General features: G+C 66.4%; 19 protein-coding genes. 16 read left to right on the plus strand and 3 right to left on the minus strand.

The features are described 5' to 3' along the window. Nucleotides 1-82: 82 nt before the first annotated feature. Nucleotides 83-1186: a succinylglutamate desuccinylase/aspartoacylase family protein gene (locus N3C64_RS06985; protein ID WP_260013427.1), complete on the minus strand. Its 1104-nt coding sequence runs from the start codon at nt 1184-1186 to the stop codon at nt 83-85. 90 nt (nt 1187-1276) lie between these two features. Between N3C64_RS06985 and N3C64_RS06990 the strand changes: the two genes are divergently transcribed. The 12 genes from N3C64_RS06990 to N3C64_RS07045 all read left to right on the plus strand — a co-directional run bounded on the left by N3C64_RS06990 (nt 1277) and on the right by N3C64_RS07045 (nt 11846). Then, the gene (locus tag N3C64_RS06990; RefSeq protein WP_260013429.1) at nt 1277-2179 is read left to right on the plus strand and encodes a LysR family transcriptional regulator; all 903 of its coding nucleotides are present in this window, start codon (nt 1277-1279) and stop codon (nt 2177-2179) included. 90 nt (nt 2180-2269) lie between these two features. Continuing rightward, nucleotides 2270-3058 (plus strand): ABC transporter ATP-binding protein, encoded by a 789-nt coding sequence (locus N3C64_RS06995; RefSeq protein WP_260013431.1) that lies wholly within the window; start codon nt 2270-2272, stop codon nt 3056-3058. A gap of 51 nt (nt 3059-3109) precedes the next feature. Further along, a complete protein-coding gene (locus N3C64_RS07000) occupies nt 3110-3868 on the plus strand; it encodes a transporter substrate-binding domain-containing protein (RefSeq protein ID WP_260013432.1) in 759 nt (252 codons plus the stop codon). A gap of 10 nt (nt 3869-3878) precedes the next feature. Continuing rightward, nucleotides 3879-4556: an ABC transporter permease gene (locus tag N3C64_RS07005; protein WP_260013433.1), complete on the plus strand. Its 678-nt coding sequence runs from the start codon at nt 3879-3881 to the stop codon at nt 4554-4556. A 3-nt stretch (nt 4557-4559) separates the two neighbouring features. Continuing rightward, on the plus strand, nt 4560-5255 hold the full coding sequence (locus tag N3C64_RS07010) for an ABC transporter permease (RefSeq protein WP_218630116.1): 696 nt from the start codon (nt 4560-4562) through the stop codon (nt 5253-5255). A 7-nt stretch (nt 5256-5262) separates the two neighbouring features. Then, nucleotides 5263-6333, plus strand: coding sequence for an ornithine cyclodeaminase (ocd, locus tag N3C64_RS07015; protein WP_260013442.1), 1071 nt, complete (start codon nt 5263-5265; stop codon nt 6331-6333). A 133-nt stretch (nt 6334-6466) separates the two neighbouring features. Beyond that, entirely contained in the window at nt 6467-7447 is a 981-nt protein-coding gene (gene bioB, locus N3C64_RS07020) for a biotin synthase BioB (protein WP_260013444.1), read from the plus strand. Next, nucleotides 7444-8571: an 8-amino-7-oxononanoate synthase gene (locus N3C64_RS07025; protein ID WP_260013445.1), complete on the plus strand. Its 1128-nt coding sequence runs from the start codon at nt 7444-7446 to the stop codon at nt 8569-8571. Before bioB ends, N3C64_RS07025 begins: the two co-directional genes overlap by 4 nt. Next, nucleotides 8568-9188, plus strand: a complete 621-nt coding sequence (bioD, locus tag N3C64_RS07030) for a dethiobiotin synthase (protein WP_260013447.1) — start codon at nt 8568-8570, stop codon at nt 9186-9188. Before N3C64_RS07025 ends, bioD begins: the two co-directional genes overlap by 4 nt. Next, entirely contained in the window at nt 9185-10471 is a 1287-nt protein-coding gene (bioA, locus tag N3C64_RS07035; RefSeq protein ID WP_260013449.1) for an adenosylmethionine--8-amino-7-oxononanoate transaminase, read from the plus strand. Before bioD ends, bioA begins: the two co-directional genes overlap by 4 nt. Continuing rightward, entirely contained in the window at nt 10468-11088 is a 621-nt protein-coding gene (locus tag N3C64_RS07040) for a pimeloyl-ACP methyl esterase BioG family protein (RefSeq protein WP_260013451.1), read from the plus strand. Before bioA ends, N3C64_RS07040 begins: the two co-directional genes overlap by 4 nt. After that, a complete protein-coding gene (locus N3C64_RS07045; RefSeq protein ID WP_260013454.1) occupies nt 11085-11846 on the plus strand; it encodes a methyltransferase in 762 nt (253 codons plus the stop codon). The genes N3C64_RS07040 and N3C64_RS07045 overlap by 4 nt, the downstream gene beginning before the upstream one ends. On the opposite strand, the gene N3C64_RS07050 is transcribed toward N3C64_RS07045, so the two are convergent. Together N3C64_RS07050 and N3C64_RS07055 are read right to left on the minus strand one after the other, a co-directional pair. Next, the gene (locus tag N3C64_RS07050) at nt 11839-12447 is read right to left on the minus strand and encodes a GntR family transcriptional regulator (RefSeq protein ID WP_218630108.1); all 609 of its coding nucleotides are present in this window, start codon (nt 12445-12447) and stop codon (nt 11839-11841) included. The two genes, N3C64_RS07045 and N3C64_RS07050, sit on opposite strands and share 8 nt — an antisense overlap. Nucleotides 12448-12530: 83 nt before the next feature. Continuing rightward, complete coding sequence (locus tag N3C64_RS07055; protein WP_218630107.1) at nt 12531-13820, minus strand: Nramp family divalent metal transporter; 1290 nt, start codon at nt 13818-13820, stop codon at nt 12531-12533. 150 nt (nt 13821-13970) lie between these two features. On the opposite strand from N3C64_RS07055, the gene mntR reads away from it, so the two are divergent. The 4 genes from mntR (at nt 13971) to N3C64_RS07075 (ending at nt 16822) form a co-directional block, all read left to right on the plus strand. Further along, entirely contained in the window at nt 13971-14399 is a 429-nt protein-coding gene (gene mntR, locus N3C64_RS07060; protein ID WP_260013456.1) for a manganese-binding transcriptional regulator MntR, read from the plus strand. A gap of 98 nt (nt 14400-14497) precedes the next feature. Then, the gene (locus N3C64_RS07065; protein WP_260013458.1) at nt 14498-15052 is read left to right on the plus strand and encodes an RNA polymerase sigma factor; all 555 of its coding nucleotides are present in this window, start codon (nt 14498-14500) and stop codon (nt 15050-15052) included. Further along, nucleotides 15049-15606 carry a zf-HC2 domain-containing protein gene (locus N3C64_RS07070; protein ID WP_260013461.1) on the plus strand — a complete coding sequence of 186 codons (558 nt, stop codon included), beginning with the start codon at nt 15049-15051 and terminating at the stop codon, nt 15604-15606. Before N3C64_RS07065 ends, N3C64_RS07070 begins: the two co-directional genes overlap by 4 nt. Then, the gene (locus tag N3C64_RS07075) at nt 15596-16822 is read left to right on the plus strand and encodes a S8 family serine peptidase (protein WP_260013463.1); all 1227 of its coding nucleotides are present in this window, start codon (nt 15596-15598) and stop codon (nt 16820-16822) included. The genes N3C64_RS07070 and N3C64_RS07075 overlap by 11 nt, the downstream gene beginning before the upstream one ends. Nucleotides 16823-16954 lie beyond the last annotated feature (132 nt).

Below are 16954 nucleotides of genomic sequence, written 5' to 3' on the forward strand. Positions count from 1 at the left end.
GTGAAAACAGACAAAGTGACGCTCTGGCAGGAGCTGACGTCAGGGCATGTGGCAGGGCGCATCGCTGCGCCCCGCCCAGCGGTCACGCCCCCAGAAGCATTCCCTGTCGCAGCGGCTTCTGACCTGCCACGAAGAACAGGTCGGTACCCGCGCGCACGATGCGCATCTGCTCGCGCGCATAAAGTACGCCCTCGGTGCTGGCGTGGATCGCAATGTCCTGCCCGTCGGGGAAGCTTTTCACAGTGCCTAGCCGGGTGCCCGCCTGCACTCGCGCACCCGGCTCGACGCAGGCATGGAACAGACCCGGCGCCGGGGCGCTGACCACCTCGACCGCGGCCAGCGGCGTAGGCGCGGCACCTTCGCCGCGTGACTGCCCGGCGGGGCCTTCGATGCAGCCGGTGTGCGCCAGCCAGGAGATGACGGCCTCGGCATCGCGGCGGGCCTCGTCGGGGCAGGTGTCCAACACGCCGCGCCATTCCAGCGTGACGGCGAAACAGGCAATCGGCAGGTCGATCTGGAAACGCTCGCGCAGCGCCACCCAGGGAAGGGTGCAGGCCTCGTCGAATGAGCGTCCGCCCTGCACCTCGGCATGAAGCACCGCGCCCGAGCCGGTCGCGTGCCCCAGTCGGGCGGCTTCCTCGGTCTGCTCGGCGTGGCAATAGATATGCGTCACGGCTTCTGAATCGCAATGCATGTCCAGCACGATGTCGGCATCGATGGCCATGCGCAGCAGCGCGCGTTGCAGCGCGCCGATCGGGCTGCGCGGTTGCAGCGCATCCAGCCCTGCGGCCAAGCGGGTGCGCAACTCGGCGACCGGGTCATTACCCGGCGCGCGGTCGTCTGCCGCCAGCGCCAGCGCCGCTGCATCGGGGAAGTTGCGGTTGAAGTTCTGACCGCTCGTCGCCTCGAAGCGCCCGAAGCTGCCGCCAACAACGCCCTGATCCAGCCCGATCGGGTTCGCCAGCGGCACCAGCAGCACCTCGCCCTTGATGCGGCCCTCGGCCTCCAGCTTGGCAAGGCTGTCGCGCAGACTGAACCCTACGAGCATCCCGGGCGCCTCATCGGCATGAAGCCCGCCCTGGATATAGACGCGCGGCCGCGCGCCGGGGGTGCCGAACCGATAGACCGTGAGATGCCTGCTCCCGCTCATCGGGCCAGGGGTGAGGGCGACCTGTTCCGTCTGCATGATACTCTCCTGTGACTTGCGTCCACTCTAGGTTCTTGACAGCGGATCGAGTAATGAGTTCGCTTGAAACACGATGAGCGGAGTTCATGAATGACCAAGCGCCGCACCCAGATGAACCTGCGCGGGTTCCAGGTTTTCGATGCCGTCGCGCGGCACCTGTCGGTGACGGCGGCCGCCGAAGAGCTCGGCATCACCCAAAGCGCCGCCAGCCATCAGCTGCGCAAGCTCTCGGATTTGCTGGGGGAAGTGCTGATCGAGCGCCAGGGCCGGTCGATCAGCCTGACGGATGCAGGCAGACGGCTGGCCGATTCGCTCGATGGCGCTTTCGATCTGATCGAGCAATCCGCCGCCGCGACGATCGGTGTGAACCGGCGCATGGTGCGGCTGGCGCTTTATTCGTCCTTCGCGTCGGGCTGGATGATCCCCGCGCTGCCCCAATTCACCGAGAAGAACCCCGATATCGACCTGCGCCTGATCATGATTTCGGATCCGCCAGAGATCACCGACCGGGTCGCGGATGTGTTCGTCAGCTCCGAGCCGCAGCGGCGGGGTTATTGGTCCACGCGGCTCTTCCGCGAATTGCTGGTGCCCGTGGCCGCACCGCAGTTCCGCCAAGCCTTTGCGCGGCCAATCCCGCTGATCTCGTCGGATACCGACCCGGTTCTGACCGGTAAGGACTGGGAGGCCTTCGCCGTGCTCAACGGGCTTGAAATGAGTGCGCTTCGCGAAGGCGCTTGGCGGTGCTGCTCGCATTACCTGCTGGCGCTTGAGATGGTGCGCGCGGGCATGGGCGCGGCGCTGGTGCCCGATTTCATCGCCTTTCCCCTGATGGCGCGTGGCGAGGTGGTGCGCCTGCCGGGCGATCCGGTCCCCACAGGCCTGACCTATGACATCCAGGTCAAATACGAGCGCCGCAACGAACCCGACATCGCGCGGCTCGTCACCTGGCTGCGTTCTGCGGCGCGTCGGAACAGGCATGAATATGGTTCATGAGTTGAGCTGATTTCTCATGCCCTGTCGCGCGGGGCCGGTGGTAGCGTTTTCGCAACGACAACCAAACGGCCACCGACAGGGGAAATCACAATGCAAGGCTTGGAACCTTCGGGCGCATTGCGCCTTGCCGTCCGGGATCTGCACAAGAGCTATGGCGCGCTCGAGGTTCTGCGCGGCATCTCGCTTGAGGCGCATCAGGGCGATGTGATCGCGCTGATCGGGGCCTCGGGCTCGGGCAAGTCGACCTTCCTGCGCTGCATCAACCAGCTAGAGGATTGCTCGCAGGGCGAGATCTTCGTCAACGGCGAGCATCTGGACCTTGTGCACCGCAAGGGCCGCCGTGTGGCGCGCGATCCGCGTCAGCTGCGCCGTATTCGCTCCAAGCTGGGCTTCGTCTTTCAAAGCTTCAATCTGTGGTCGCACATGACGGTTCTGGAGAATCTGATCGAAGGCCCGACCCAGATCCACGGCATGCACCGCGACGAGGCCGTCGCCCTTGCGCAGTCGCTGCTGGAGCGTGTCGGCATGAAGGGCCGCGAGGGCGCCTATCCGGCACAGCTTTCCGGCGGCCAGCAGCAGCGCATCGCCATTGCCCGCGCGCTGGCCATGCAACCCGAGGTGATGCTGTTCGATGAACCCACTTCGGCACTTGACCCCGAACTGGTGGCCGAGGTGCTGGCGGTGATCCGCGACCTCGCGACCGAGGGGCGCACCATGCTTCTGGTCACGCATGAAATGGCTTTCGCGCGCGACGTCGCCTCGAAGGTCGTGTTCCTGCACAAGGGCCTTGTCGAGGAAAGCGGCCCGCCCGCCGAGATTTTCGGCGCCCCCAAGTCCGAGCGCCTGACCCAATTCCTCAAGCACGTCCGCCTCAACTGAGGCGTCCGGTTCCACATAACCACCACGAAGAAACCAACAGGAGAACTGCAAATGAAAACTATCGCGGCCATTGCGGCCCTGCTTGCCACCACCGCCCTTGCCGGTGCGACCGAGATGAAGGTTTGCGTCGAGGGCGCCTACCCGCCCATGTCGATGATGAACGAAAAAGGCGAGATCGTCGGTATGGATATCGACCTCACCAACGCGCTCTGCGCCGAGATTGGCGTGGACTGCCCGCTAGTCAAGACCGACTGGGACGCCATGATCCCCTCGCTGCTCGAAGGCAAATGCGATGCGATCATCGCCTCGATGTCGATCACGCCCGAACGCGCGCAGGTCGTGGCCTTCACCCAGAAATACCTGCAATCGCCCAACATGTTCATCGGCAAGGCCGATGCGGGGCTGACCGACACTACCGAGGGCCTCTCGGGCAAGCGCGTCGGCGTGCAGCGCGGCACCATCGCGCATGACTTCATGGCTGGCGAATTCCCCGATGTCGAACTGGGCCTCTATGGCTCGGAAGAAGAGATCTACCTCGACCTGACGGCCGGGCGGATCGATGCGGCCTTCGTGGACGCGGGCACCGGCGAGATCGCCTTCCTTTCGACCCCGGCAGGCGAGGGCTTTGCCTTCTTCGGCGCGCCGCACCGCGAGGTGGAATACTTCGGCGAGGGTGCCGGTATCGCCCTGCGCCCCGGCGAGGATGAGCTGCGTGAAAAGCTGAACGGCGCGATCAAGGCTATCCGCGCCAACGGCAAGTACATGGAAATCAACAACCAATACTTCTCGACCGACCAGTACGGCGAGTAAGGGGAATGCCATGGACAAGATCGTCGGTTATCTGCCGATCCTGATCGGCGGCATGGGTGTCACGATTGCGGTTGCGATCCTGTCCATGGCCCTCGCGCTTACCCTCGGTGCCGGTTTCGCCACGCTCTACCTGCGTGGCGGCCGCCTCGGGCGGGCGGTTACCACAAGCTACACGACCATCGCGCGGGGCATTCCCGACCTCGTGCTGATGCTGCTGTTTTTCTTCGGCGGCGAGCGGGCGATCAATTCGGTCCTCGCACTGATGGGATACGAGCGGATCAGCCTGAGCCCCTTTTTCATCGGGGTGGTGACGCTTGGCTTCATCTTCGGCGCTTTCCTGGCCGAGACATTCCGTGGCGCCTACCTGTCTGTGCCGCATGGCCAGGTCGAGGCTGCACAGGCCATCGGCCTTGCGCCGCGCCGTATCCTTGGGCGGATCATCTTCCCGCAGATGCTGCGGCTTGCCCTGCCGGGGTTTACCAACACCTGGCTGGTGATGCTGAAATCCACCGCGATCATCTCGATCGTCGGGCTTCAGGACATGGTCGGGCTGGCCGACAAGGCCGGCAAGGCCACCCGCGAGCCCTTCGTCTTCATGCTGGCGGTGATCTTGTTCTTCCTCGCGCTGACGGCGGTATCGGGCAACCTACTCCATCGGCTCGAGCGCCGCTACAGACCGGGGTTCTGACAGATGCGTTTCGACCTGATCTTCAAACATGCGGACATGTTCATCGACGGCATCGTGATGACGCTGGAACTGACCGTGGCCTCACTGGCGATCGGTATGCTGATCGCGATGCCGGTGGCGGTTCTGCGCACCATGCGCCTGCCCTATATCGACGCGGTTCTGCGCGGCTATGTCTTCGTGTTTCGCGGCACGCCGATGCTGGTGCAGACCTATCTGGTCTATTACGGTCTCTCGCAGTTCGAGTTCATCCGCGACAGCTTTCTTTGGGCGGTGCTGCGCAGCCCGTTCAACTGCGCGCTGATCGCGTTCTCGCTCAATACCGGCGCCTATACCGCCGAGATCCTGCGCGGCGCCATCGAGGCTACCCCGAAAGGCGAGATCGAGGCGGCGCAGGCCATCGGCATGTCGCCGTTGCGGATGCTGCGCCGCATCGTCATCCCTGGCGCCTTCCGCCGTGCGCTGCCGCAGTATGGCAACGAGGTGATCTTGATGCTGCATGGCTCGACCGTGGCCAGCATCATCACCATCCAGGATATCCTGGGCGCCGGGCGCACGCTGAACGGCAAATACTACCTCGCCTACGAAGGGCTGGTCACGGCGGCCGTGCTCTACCTGGCGCTTACGTTCCTCATCGCCGGCGCCTTTGGGATCGCCGCGCGTCATCTGCAGGCGCATCTGCGCCCTGCCTCAACCCGGTAAGACTGACATGTCCCTCAATCTCGTTCCGTTCGTCAGCGTCGATCACATGATGCGGATCGTTACCCTCACTGGCGTGGAGACCTTCCTGCGCGATCTGGCGGCCTATATTGAGGCCGACTTCCGCCGCTGGGAAAGCTTCGACAAGACGCCGCGCGTCGCTGCCCATTCCGATTCGGGCGTGATCGAGCTGATGCCGACCTCGGATGGCGAAACTTACAGCTTCAAATATGTGAACGGTCACCCCGAGAATACCCGCAGCGGCCGCCAGACCGTGACCGCCTTCGGGGTGCTGGCCGATGTGGCGACGGGCTATCCGGTGCTGATGTCCGAGATGACCATCCTGACCGCGCTGCGCACGGCGGCGACCTCGGCGCTGACCACCAAGGTGCTGGCGCCGCGCGGGGCCGACACCGTGGCCATCATCGGCAATGGCGCGCAGTCCGAGTTCCAGGCGCTTGCCTTCCACGCGCTGATGGGGATCCGCAAGTTCCGGCTTTACGACATCGACCCAAGCGCGACCGAGCGTCTGATCGCGAACCTCTTGGGCAAGGGCTTTTCGATGCAGGCTTGCACCAGCGCGCAAGAGGCCGTTCTGGGCGCCCAGATCATCACCACCGTCACTGCCGACAAGCGTTACGCGACGATCCTGTCAGACAACATGGTCGCCGAGGGCGTGCATATCAACGCGGTGGGCGGCGATTGCCCCGGCAAGACCGAACTGGCGCGCGATGTGCTGCTGCGCTCGGATATCTTCGTGGAGTATCCGCCGCAGACCCGCATCGAGGGCGAGATCCAGCAGCTCGACCCCGACCATCCGGTGACCGAGTTCTGGCAGGTGCTGACGGGCCATGCGCCGGGCCGTGTGTCGAACCAGCAGATCACGATCTTCGATTCGGTCGGCTTCGCAACCGAGGATTTCAGCGCACTGCGCTACCTGCGTGATCGCGTGTCGGCCACCGGGCTGTGCACGCCGCTCGACATGCTGGCCGATCCCGATGAGCCGCGCGATCTTTATGGGATGATCCTGCGCTCGGCCGCGAATACCCCGCCGCGGGAGATGGCCACCGCCGCGTCGTAAGCGCGCGCCGGGACCCGTTGAAATCTATCCGGGGCGCCGCAGAGATGCGGCGCCCGTTTCTTATTTGTTGCATGTTCAAAAATTATCGATAAACAAGGATGCCGAAACGTCACCTTGGGATTTTATCGATAAAATGAGCAACGCACAGCCGAAATGGACCCGCGAGGCCGCCGCAGCCCTGCACGATCTGCCCTTCATGGAACTGCTGTTCCGTGCCCAGACTGTGCATCGCGCGCATTTCGATCCGAACAAGGTGCAGATGTCGCGGCTTCTGTCGATCAAGACCGGTGGCTGCGCCGAGGATTGCTCCTACTGCTCGCAATCGGCGCGCAATGGCTCAAACCTGTCGGCTTCGAAGCTGATCGAGGTCGAGCGGGTGCTGAGCGAGGCCCGCAAGGCGCGCGAAGGCGGCGCGACGCGGTTTTGCATGGGCGCCGCCTGGCGCGAGCCCAAGGAGCGCGATATGGATACGCTGGTGGCCATGGTCGAGGGCGTCAAGGCGATGGGCATGGAAAGCTGCATGACGCTCGGGATGCTTGATGACACGCAGGTCGTGCGGCTGCGCGATGCGGGGCTCGATTACTACAACCACAATATCGACACCTCGGAACGCTACTACCCCGAGGTCATCACCACCCGCACCTTCGCCGACCGGATCGCCACGCTCAACCGCGTGCAGGAGGCCGGGATCAAGGTCTGTTCGGGCGGGATCATGGGCATGGGCGAAGAGGCGACCGACCGCATCGACATGCTGGTGTCGCTGGCCAACCTACCCAAGGCCCCGGATTCGGTACCGATCAACATGCTGATGCCGCAGGCCGACACGCCCTTGGCCAAGGCCGAGCCGATTGACCCGATCGCCTTCGTGCGTGTGATTGCTCTGGCGCGGATCATGATGCCGCAATCGCATGTGCGCCTCTCGGCCGGTCGCAGCGAGATGAGCGACGAGATGCAGGCGCTGTGCTTCTTCGCCGGCGCGAATTCGATCTTTGCGGGCGACACGCTGCTGACCGCCGAGAACCCCGGCGACAGCCGCGACATGGCGCTTTTCGCCAAGCTCGGCCTGCAACCGATGGCGGCAGAGGAGCATGCCTGCACGGAAGCGGCGGAATGACGACCGCGGCCCGGCTGGCTGGCGCGCTTGAGGCGCTGGCCGCGCGGCACCGGCTGCGCCGGCTGATCCCCCAGGAGGGGCTCGATTTCGCTTCGAACGACTATCTCGGGCTGGCGGGCTCCGCCTTGTTGCGCGATGCGGCGCAGCAGGCGCTGGCGCGCGGCGTGCCCCCGGGGGCCGGTGGCTCGCGCCTTTTGCGCGGCAACCACCCCGAGCATGAGGGGCTGGAGGCCGAGGCCGCCGCGTTCTTTGGTGCCGAGGCCGCGCTGTACATGGGTGGCGGCTTTCAGGCCAATCAGGCGATCTTCTCGACCTTGCCCGCAGCGGACGACCTGATCTTGCATGACGCCTTGGTTCACGCCAGCGCGCATGAGGGGATGCGGCTTGGGCGCGCCACCGCGCGCGCCTTTGCCCATAACGACGTCGCCGACGCACGCCGCGTTCTCGCGCAATGGCGCAATGATGGCGGGCGCGGGCAAGTCTGGATCGCGGTTGAAAGCGTCTACTCGATGGAGGGCGATCTGGCGCCGCTAGCCGATCTGGCGGCCCTGAGCCGCGAGGCGGGCGCCATTCTGGTCGTCGATGAGGCCCATGCCACCGGCATCTTCGGTCCGCAGGGGCGCGGGATGGCGCATGACCTCGATGCCGAGGTGCTGACGCTGCACACCTGCGGCAAGGCGCTTGGATCGTCCGGCGGGCTGATCTGCGGCGCGCGGGTGATGATCGACACGCTGATCAACCGCGCCCGGCCCTTCATCTTCGCGACCGCCCCGGCACCGTTGAGCGCAGCGATCACTCGCGCCGCGCTGCACGCTTTGCAGGACCAGCCCGACCTTGTGACCTTGGCTCAGGTGCGGATGGCCCATGCCCATGCCGAGGCGCGCCGCCTGTGCGGGATCGACGTGCTGCACAGCCAGATCGTCCCGGTCATTCTGGGCGAGGATGCGCTGGCCATGTCCCGCGCCGAGGCGTTGCGCGCGCAAGGCTTCGATGTGCGCGGCATCCGCCCGCCGACCGTGCCGCGCGGCACGGCGCGGCTCCGGGTGTCGATTACCGGAAACGTGAGTCCCGCGCAGATCACCGCTCTGTTTGAAGCCATCGCTCACCAGCAGGAGGCATCATGAAACCCGTCATCGTCACCGGCACCGATACCGGCGTGGGCAAGACCGTCTTTGCCGCCGGGCTGACCGCCGCACTGGGCGCAAGCTACTGGAAACCGGTGCAGGCAGGCCTAGAGGAGGCTACAGACCGCGAGGTCGTCGCCGCGCTTTCCGGTCGCCCGACGCTGCCCGAGGCCTATCGCCTCAAGCGGCCGGCCTCGCCGCATCTGGCCGCCGAGACCGAGGGGCTGCGCATCGACACCGCGCGCCTTGCCCTGCCGCAGGTTGAGGGCCGCTTGGTGGTCGAGGGGGCGGGCGGTGTCATGGTGCCGCTGACGCGCGAGATATCGTACCTCGACATGTTCGCGCGGTGGGGCGCGCCGGTCATTCTGGTTGCGCGCACGGCACTCGGCACGATCAACCACACCGCGCTGTCGCTGGCCGCGCTGCGCGGCGCGGGATGCCGGGTGGTGGGCGTGGCCTTCATGGGCACGCCGGAACCCGAGGTCGAAGACAGCATCGCCCAGATCTGCCGGGTGCGGCATCTGGGGCGGGTCGGCCCGCTTGCGCCGCTCGATCCGCATAGCCTGTCCCGCGCCTTCGAGGCGATCGACCTGCCCGCCATCGAGGCCGCGCTATGACCCCGCTCGCGTTCGACGCCCGCCACCTCTGGCACCCCTATACCAACGTCGCCAAGCCCGGCCCGATGCACCTGATCGCCGAGGCCGAGGGCGTCTGGCTGACCCGTGACGACGGGGTGCGGATGATCGACGCGATGTCATCGTGGTGGTGCGCGATCCATGGCCACCGCCACCCGGCGATCACCTCGGCGATGGCCGAGCAGCTGGGGCGAATGCCGCATGTGATGTTCGGCGGGCTGACGCACACCCCGGCGATCGAGCTTGGCCGCAAGCTGGTGGCGATGCTGCCCGAGGGGCTCAACCGGATCTTCTATTGCGACAGCGGCTCGGTCTCGGTCGAGGTGGCGCTGAAGATGGCGGTGCAATACCACAAGGCGCGCAGCCGTGATGCCAAGGTGGGCTTCGCCACGATCCGCGGCGGCTATCACGGCGACACCTGGAAGGCGATGAGCGTGTGCGACCCGGTCAACGGGATGCACGGGCTGTTTCGCGGGGCGCTCTCGATCCAGCATTTCGTGCCGCGCCCCTCGGTGGCTTTCGGTGCGCCATGGCCCGAAGACCCGGCGCAAAACGGGCTCGCGTCGCTGGCGCAACTGCTGGCCGAGCAGGGCGAGAAAATCGCCGCGCTGATCCTTGAGCCCGTCGTGCAGGGCGCGGGGGGGATGTACTTCTACCACCCCGAATGGCTGCGCGGCGCCCGCGCGCTGTGTAAGGCGCACGATGTGCTGGTGATCTTCGACGAGATCGCCACCGGCTTTGGCCGCACGGGCGAGATGTTCGCGATGGATCATGCCGGGATCGCGCCCGATATCCTGTGTCTCGGTAAGGCGCTGACCGGTGGGCATATCTCTTTCGCGGCCACCATCGCCACGGCCGAGGTCGCACACACCATCGGCGAGAGCGCGGCGGGCGTGTTCATGCATGGGCCGACCTACATGGCCAATCCGCTGGCCTGCGCGGCGGGCTGCGCAAGCCTTGGGCTGCTTGAGGCCGGTGCGTGGCGCGGGCAGGTCGCGGCCATCGCGCAACAGATGCAGGCCGAACTGGCGCCCGCGCGCGATCTTCCCGGCGTGGCCGACGTGCGGGTTCTGGGCGCCATCGGCGTGATCGAGATGGCCACCCCGGTTGACCCCTCCATCGCGCATCGGCTCGCGCCCGAAACGGGCGTTTGGTTGCGCCCCTTCGCGCGCAATATCTACGCGATGCCACCCTATACGATCACCCCAGAGGAGCTGCGCCGCGTGACCTCGGCCATGGTCGCGCTGGCCGGAGGCGCGGCATGAGGCGGCACTGGCTAGCGCGCGACGGCTCGGACGAGTTGACGCTGGTTTTTTCGGGCTGGGGCCTTGGTGCGGCACCGTTTGCCGGGCTGACCGGGGCCGCCGATGTGCTGGTGGTAGATGACTACATCGACCTCGACGATCCGCTGCCCGAGGTGGCGGGCTATGCCCGGCTGCGGCTTCTGGCCTATTCCTTCGGTGTGGCCTCGGCTGCGCATTGGCTGGCGCGTGCGGGTGTGCGGCCCGCGCGGCTCGTGGCGGTGAACGGCACGCTGCATCCCGCCGATCCGCAGCGCGGAATTCCCCCCGAAACGGTCTCCGGCACCGCCGATGGGCTAAACGCGGAAAACTTCGTGCGTTTTTGCCAGCGTGCGGGCGTGACCGAGCCCGTCCCTGCCATCGACTACCACGCCGCAGCGGCCGAGTTGCGCGTGATCGCCGCGCGCGGTGCGGCGCAGGAAATACCTTTCAATAGGATCTGGATTGCGGATGGCGACCGGATCATCCCCACTGCGGCGCAGGTTCTGGCGTGGAGCGAACAGGCCGCGGTGGTGCGGCGCATCCCCGGCGGCCACATGCCCTTCCGCCCCGGTCAAAGCTGGCAGGAGTGGTTCGCATGAGCGCCGTGTCCGCCGAGCGTGTCGCGCGCAGCTTTCGCCGCAGCTTTGCCAGCTATCACGCCGCGACCGTACCGCAGGCACGCATCGCCGATCATCTGGCCGCGCGGCTGGCGGCACTTGGGGCGCCCGCGCGCTTTGCGCAGGGCTTCGAGATCGGCTGTGGCACCGGCCATCTGACGCAGGCGCTGCGGGCGCGCTTCGGGTTCGACCGGCTCACGCTCAACGATCTGACCGAGGGCGCCCGCGCGACGGCAGAGCACCACGGCGCGGAGTTCACTCCGGGCGATGCGCGCCATTGCGACTGGCCCCCGCAGCCCGATCTGATCGCCTCGGCCTCGGTGATCCAGTGGCTGGATGCGCCCGGCGCGCTTGTCACCCGTGCGGCGCAGGCGCTGGCGCCGGGAGGTTGGCTCGCGATCTCGGGGTTTGGCCCGGCGCAGTTTCACGAGCTTGCCCGGCTCGGGTCAGAGGCCCATGCGCCGGGGCTGATCGCTGCGGGGCAACTCGCGGACGGCCTTCCCGAAGATGTCGAGATCCTCGATCTTGGCGAGCGGCAAGACGTCTTGTGGTTCGACACCCCGCGCGATGTGCTGCGCCACCTGCGTGAAACCGGCGTGAACGGCGCGGCTTCGCAGGTCTGGACGCGGGCGCGTCTGGCGCAGTTCGATGCAGACTATCGCGCGCTCTTCGGCACCGCGCGGGGCGTGCCGCTGACCTATCACCCGATCTGGATTATAGCGCGCCGCGCCGCTAGCTGAGCCGTGCCAGATGGCGCTGCATGACCGCGCTGGCGCGGGCGGCGTCGCGCTCGCGGATGGCGGACATGATCGCCTGATGGTCGGGGTCGCTGCGCGGCTTCCAGCGGCTGGCATGTTTGACCAGGAAATGGCGCGCATAGAGCAGCTGCAGGTTGTCGATCTCTTCGCTCAGCCGGGCCATGCCGCACCCGGCGATGATCGCCATGTGGAACTGGCGATTGGCCTCTTCCCAGTCGACGGCGGTTTGCGCCGCATCACAGGCCAGGCGCATCGCCTCGGCATGGGCGATCTGTGCGGGGGTCAGATGCGGTACCGAATGCAGCAGGGCGACGGGTTCCAGCGCCTGACGCATCAGCCGCAGCTCCTCGACCGCGCTGCGATCGAGCGGCGCCACGCAGATCCCGCGGCGCGGCAGGCGCACCGCCAGTCCGCGCCCGGCAAGATAGAGAAACGCCTCGCGCACGGTAACGTGGCTCACGCCGTATTCGCGGGCGATATGGTCTTGCAACAGCTTCTCACCCGGCGCGAACTCACCGCGCACGATGCGCGTGGTCAGCAGCTGGGCGATCTGATCCGATTTGATGTTCTGTTGATCGGTCACGGCGGAAACGGTTGCGAAGGGACGTATTCACCTAACCAGTTTCCGCGCGCCAGAGAAGCCGAAAGCGCCGGGCGAGGGGCGTTTCAGCCCCCCAGAAACGGGATCGGCACCCCAAACGTATCCGCCAGCAACACGAAGTTGAGGCTGAGCACCGCCCCCGCGCCCGCAATCGCCAGCCCGCGCACCAGCGGCCCGGCGGCAAACTCGCCCATGATGTCGCGGCGCATCGAGAAGATGATCAGCGCGATCATCGGCACCGGCAGGGCGATGGACAGGATCACCTGCGACAGCACCAGCGCGTCGGTCGCGTTCACCCCGGCGGCGACCACGGCGAAGGCGGGCACCATGGTGACCAGACGGCGCAGCCAGACCGGCACGTGAAAGCGCAAGAAGCCCTGCATGATCATCTGCCCCGCCATGGTGCCCACGACCGAACTGGAAATCCCCGAGGCGATCAGCGAGGTCAGGAACATCCCCGCCGCTGCCGCGCCCAGCAGAGGGGTCAGCGTGTGATAGGCGGTCTCGATCTCGGCGACATCGGAATGGCCCTGATGGAAGGCGCTTGCGGCCATCATCACCATCGCCATGTTGATCATCCCGGCGACGGCCAGTGCCAGCACCACCTCGACGTTGGAGTATTTCAGCACCTTGCGGCGATCGCGGTCGTTGCGCAGATCGGCCCGCGCCTGCGTCAGCCCCGAGTGCAGGTAGATCGCATGTGGCATCACCGTCGCGCCAATGATCCCGACCGCAATGGTCAGCGCGGCGCTATCGGGCAGCGCGGGCTGCAAGATGCCCATGCCCGCCGATTTCCAGTCGATCGGCGCGATCAGAACCTCGGCCAGGTAGCACAGCCCGATCACACCCACGAGCGCGCCGATGATCAGTTCCATCGGGCGGAAACCCTGCCGCTCGAACACAAGGATCGCGTAGGTGATGATCGCGGTGATCGCCATGCCGACGATCAGCGGTAGGTCGAATAGCAGCGCAAGGCCAATGGCGCCGCCCAGAAACTCGGCCAGGTCAGTGGCCATGGCGGCGATCTCGCTGACCACCCACATGGCCCAGACGACGGGGCGCGGGAAGTTGTCGCGCGACAGCTCGGCCAGGTTCTTGCCCGTCACGATGCCGAGGCGCGCCGACAGCGCCTGGAACAGCATCGCGATCAGGTTCGCCAGAAACACCACCCACAGCAGCTTGTAGCCATAGCCCGCCCCCGCCTGGATGTTCGTCGCGTAATTGCCCGGGTCCATATAGGCGACCGAGGCGATGATCGCTGGCCCCGCGAAGACAAGCCGACTGCGCCAACCCGAGCGCTCGCCGCTCAGCGCGGCGGAAATGCCAAGGCGGGTCCGGCCTGTCAGATTGCTCATGTGATTCCCCGATATAGGCTTCGGCGAAATACATAGCCATGGCTATTTTGATTGCAACTGGCAAATTGCAATGCGGCGCGGTGCGTGATTGTTCTGGCAAATTTGTTACCCTTGGCTATAGCTAATATCCCACCGATCAGGGACTGACCGATGACAGACAGCCATAGCGACGACCAAAGCCCGGCGGACCGTTTCGCCCGTGCCCGCGAGGCGCAGGCCGTGGCGCTTCTGGAGGATTACGTCGAGATGATCGGCGATCTGATCGAGGAATTCGGCGAGGCGCGCGTGGCCGATATCGCAGAGCGCATGGGCGTGGCGCAGCCGACGGCGACCAAGGCGATCGGGCGGCTCAAGCGCGAGGGTCTGGCAACCTCGCGGCCCTATCGCGGCGTGTTCTTGACTGACAAGGGCGCCGATCTGGCCAACAGGGTGCGCGGGCGGCATCGCACGGTGGTCGAATTCCTGGTGGCCGTGGGCGTTCCCCACTCCGTGGCCGAGCTTGATGCCGAGGGGATCGAGCATCACGTCTCGGACGAGACGCTGGCGGTGTTCGAACGTTTCCTGCGCGGGCGCGGCTAAGCGGGTAGCCCGCTTGACAGTGGGTGTCCTCGTCCAAAACACTACAGGCGCGTTTCTTCCGTTTCTTGCCGCCCTCGTATTCGTGCACAGGACAGAGCTTGACCGATCCCCTCGTCCCATTCCTTTCGGCGATTGCGGCGCATGACAAGGCGGCGCTGGCGGCGCTGTACCGGCAATTGGAACGGCCGCTCTACAGATTCATCCTCTCGCGATTGAACGATCCGCATGAGGCAGCCGACATACTTCATGACGTGTTTATGGAGGTCTGGCGCAGTGCGGGCCGTTTCGAGGGGAAATCGAAAGTGCAGACATGGGTCTTTGGGATCGCCTGGCGCAAGGTCATCGACCTTCGGCGCAGGACCGGGCGGATGGATATGCCGGGCGAGACGCCCGAGATCGTCGATGACAGCGCCGATACCGAGGCCGCGCTGCTCGCGGGGCAGGAAGCCGCGCACCTGCGCCACTGCCTGGATGAGCTGGGCGACGAACACCGCATGGCGATCACGCTCGCCTTCTACGAGGACATGACCTACGGCCAGATCGCCGAGGTCGCCCGTGTCCCCGAAGGGACGATCAAGACGCGGATCTTCCATGCGAAGAAATTGCTGCTGCGCTGCCTTTCGGGGCGCGTGACGCGGGAGGTGGCCGGATGACGGATCGCGATGAAATCGAGGCGCTGCTGCCCTTCTACGCCAATGGCTCGCTCTCGGCGCCCGAGCGCGCGGCGGTTGAGGCCGCCTTGGCCGAAGACCCCACGCTTGAGCTGGAACTTGCCGCGCTGCGGGCCATGCGCGACACATTGCAGGCCGAGGCGCCGCGGAGCCCCGGTGAATTCGGCCTGGTCCGCCTGATGCGCGATGTTGAGCGCGAGGCGCAGCCCGCGCCCGCTCGCTCGCGCTTCTGGCAGATCGCGGCGGCGGTCGCGCTGGCGGCCTTCCTCGGTCAGAGTCTCTTCCTGCTAGGCCAGCGCGATGCGGGCTATGAACTGGCGGGCGAGGCGCGCGACACGATCAGCGTGGCCTTCGCCCCGGCGGCCTCGGAATCCGAGTTGCGCAGCCTGTTGCAATCGCTTGGGCTTGAGATCGTCGGCGGGCCGAGCGCGCTTGGTCTGTATGAGATCGCCACGTCCGGTCGTGCGGTTTCCGAAGAGGATGTCGAGGCCCTGCGCGCCTCCCATCTGGTCGAGGCGGCCGACCTTGCGGAGTAAGCGCGCGCAGATCATCGGGGCGGCGATTGCCGTCATCGCGGCACTGGGGCTGGCACCCGCAGCCCATGCTCAGGCTAGCCCGACCGGCGCGCCGTCGGGCGCAGATCGGGGCAGCGCCTCGGATGACAGTCCGCGCCCGGACCGGCGCGCCGTTGCCGGGCACGTGGCCCGCACACGTGGCCAGCCGGAATTCATCGCGCTTGGCCCCACAGCCGAGGCCGCCAATACCGCCAATGCCTTGCTGGCCGCCGGGGCCACGCAAATCCGCCGCCGCGACTATCCCGGTCTTGGCCGCGTTGGGCAGATCTTCCTGTTGCCGCCCGCGCTGTCGGTGGCGCAGGCGCAGGCACTGCTAAGCACCGCCGCGCCGCGCACCCGTTTCGATGCGCATCACCTTTACGGCTATGCCTGGGGCACCCCGCGCGTTTACGCCCCTGCGCTGGTGTCAGGCGGGGCGGGTTGCCGCCTGCCTGCCGGGCGCACCGTCGGGATCATCGACGGGCCGGTCGACCGGCGCCACCCGGCGCTTGCGGGCGCGCGGATCGATTCCGTAGCGCTGATGGGTGATGCGCGCGGCGAGTCGCCCGATCACGGCACGGCGGTGGCCGCCCTGATCGTGGGTGAGGACAGCGGCAGCGCCCTGGGCGGTTTTGCCCCCGGCGCGCGGCTGATTGCGGTGGATGCTTTTTCCGGGATGGGCACGCGCGGGCGCACCGATGTCGAGCTGATCGGCGCGGGTCTCGATCTGCTCTTGCGCAGCGATGTGCGCCTGGTGAACCTGTCGATCTCGGGCCCGGCCAATGCCGCGCTGGCCGATCTGCTTAGTGCCGCCGCGGCGCAGGGCATGGTGATGATTGCTGCCGCCGGGAATGACGCAGGCCGCGTCGGTTGGCCCGCCGCCGCGCCCGAGGTGATCGCTGTCACCGCCGTTGACGCGGCGCTGCACCCCTATCGGCGTGCCAATACCGGCCCCGAGGTTGAGTTCGCCGCGCCCGGTGTCGATCTCTGGGCCGCAAAGAAGGGCGGCGGTGCCTATGTCAGCGGAACCTCCTATGCCGCGCCGATCGCGACGGCGCTTGCGGCCCGTCTTGGGGCGGGCCGAACCCTCACGACCGAGCAATTGCGCCGCACGCTGCGCGCCTCGGCCCGTGATCTGGGACCTGCGGGGCGTGATACGCAAACCGGCTGGGGCCTCGTGCAGGGTTCCGGCTGCTGAACATATTCAATTAAATCTCTGAAATAACAATGCTCTAGAAGAGTTCCGAATTTTTCTTCCGAAATATTTGAACCCTCCGTCTCCGTCGCACGACACACGAATGTAACCCGGACGACACCGGCACACATTCAA

The organism is Sedimentimonas flavescens (assembly GCF_025154035.1).
Taxonomy (GTDB): Bacteria; Pseudomonadota; Alphaproteobacteria; order Rhodobacterales; family Rhodobacteraceae; genus Rhodobacter; species Rhodobacter flavescens.

Coding starts and splice junctions, on each gene's coding strand:
- N3C64_RS06985 (WP_260013427.1), bottom strand. CDS start 1,186: ATGCAGACGGAACAGGTCGCCCTCACCCCTGGCCCGATGAGCGGGAGC.
- N3C64_RS06990 (WP_260013429.1), top strand. CDS start 1,277: ATGACCAAGCGCCGCACCCAGATGAACCTGCGCGGGTTCCAGGTTTTC.
- N3C64_RS06995 (WP_260013431.1), top strand. CDS start 2,270: ATGCAAGGCTTGGAACCTTCGGGCGCATTGCGCCTTGCCGTCCGGGAT.
- N3C64_RS07000 (WP_260013432.1), top strand. CDS start 3,110: ATGAAAACTATCGCGGCCATTGCGGCCCTGCTTGCCACCACCGCCCTT.
- N3C64_RS07005 (WP_260013433.1), top strand. CDS start 3,879: ATGGACAAGATCGTCGGTTATCTGCCGATCCTGATCGGCGGCATGGGT.
- N3C64_RS07010 (WP_218630116.1), top strand. CDS start 4,560: ATGCGTTTCGACCTGATCTTCAAACATGCGGACATGTTCATCGACGGC.
- ocd (WP_260013442.1), top strand. CDS start 5,263: ATGTCCCTCAATCTCGTTCCGTTCGTCAGCGTCGATCACATGATGCGG.
- bioB (WP_260013444.1), top strand. CDS start 6,467: ATGAGCAACGCACAGCCGAAATGGACCCGCGAGGCCGCCGCAGCCCTG.
- N3C64_RS07025 (WP_260013445.1), top strand. CDS start 7,444: ATGACGACCGCGGCCCGGCTGGCTGGCGCGCTTGAGGCGCTGGCCGCG.
- bioD (WP_260013447.1), top strand. CDS start 8,568: ATGAAACCCGTCATCGTCACCGGCACCGATACCGGCGTGGGCAAGACC.
- bioA (WP_260013449.1), top strand. CDS start 9,185: ATGACCCCGCTCGCGTTCGACGCCCGCCACCTCTGGCACCCCTATACC.
- N3C64_RS07040 (WP_260013451.1), top strand. CDS start 10,468: ATGAGGCGGCACTGGCTAGCGCGCGACGGCTCGGACGAGTTGACGCTG.
- N3C64_RS07045 (WP_260013454.1), top strand. CDS start 11,085: ATGAGCGCCGTGTCCGCCGAGCGTGTCGCGCGCAGCTTTCGCCGCAGC.
- N3C64_RS07055 (WP_218630107.1), bottom strand. CDS start 13,820: ATGAGCAATCTGACAGGCCGGACCCGCCTTGGCATTTCCGCCGCGCTG.
- mntR (WP_260013456.1), top strand. CDS start 13,971: ATGACAGACAGCCATAGCGACGACCAAAGCCCGGCGGACCGTTTCGCC.
- N3C64_RS07070 (WP_260013461.1), top strand. CDS start 15,049: ATGACGGATCGCGATGAAATCGAGGCGCTGCTGCCCTTCTACGCCAAT.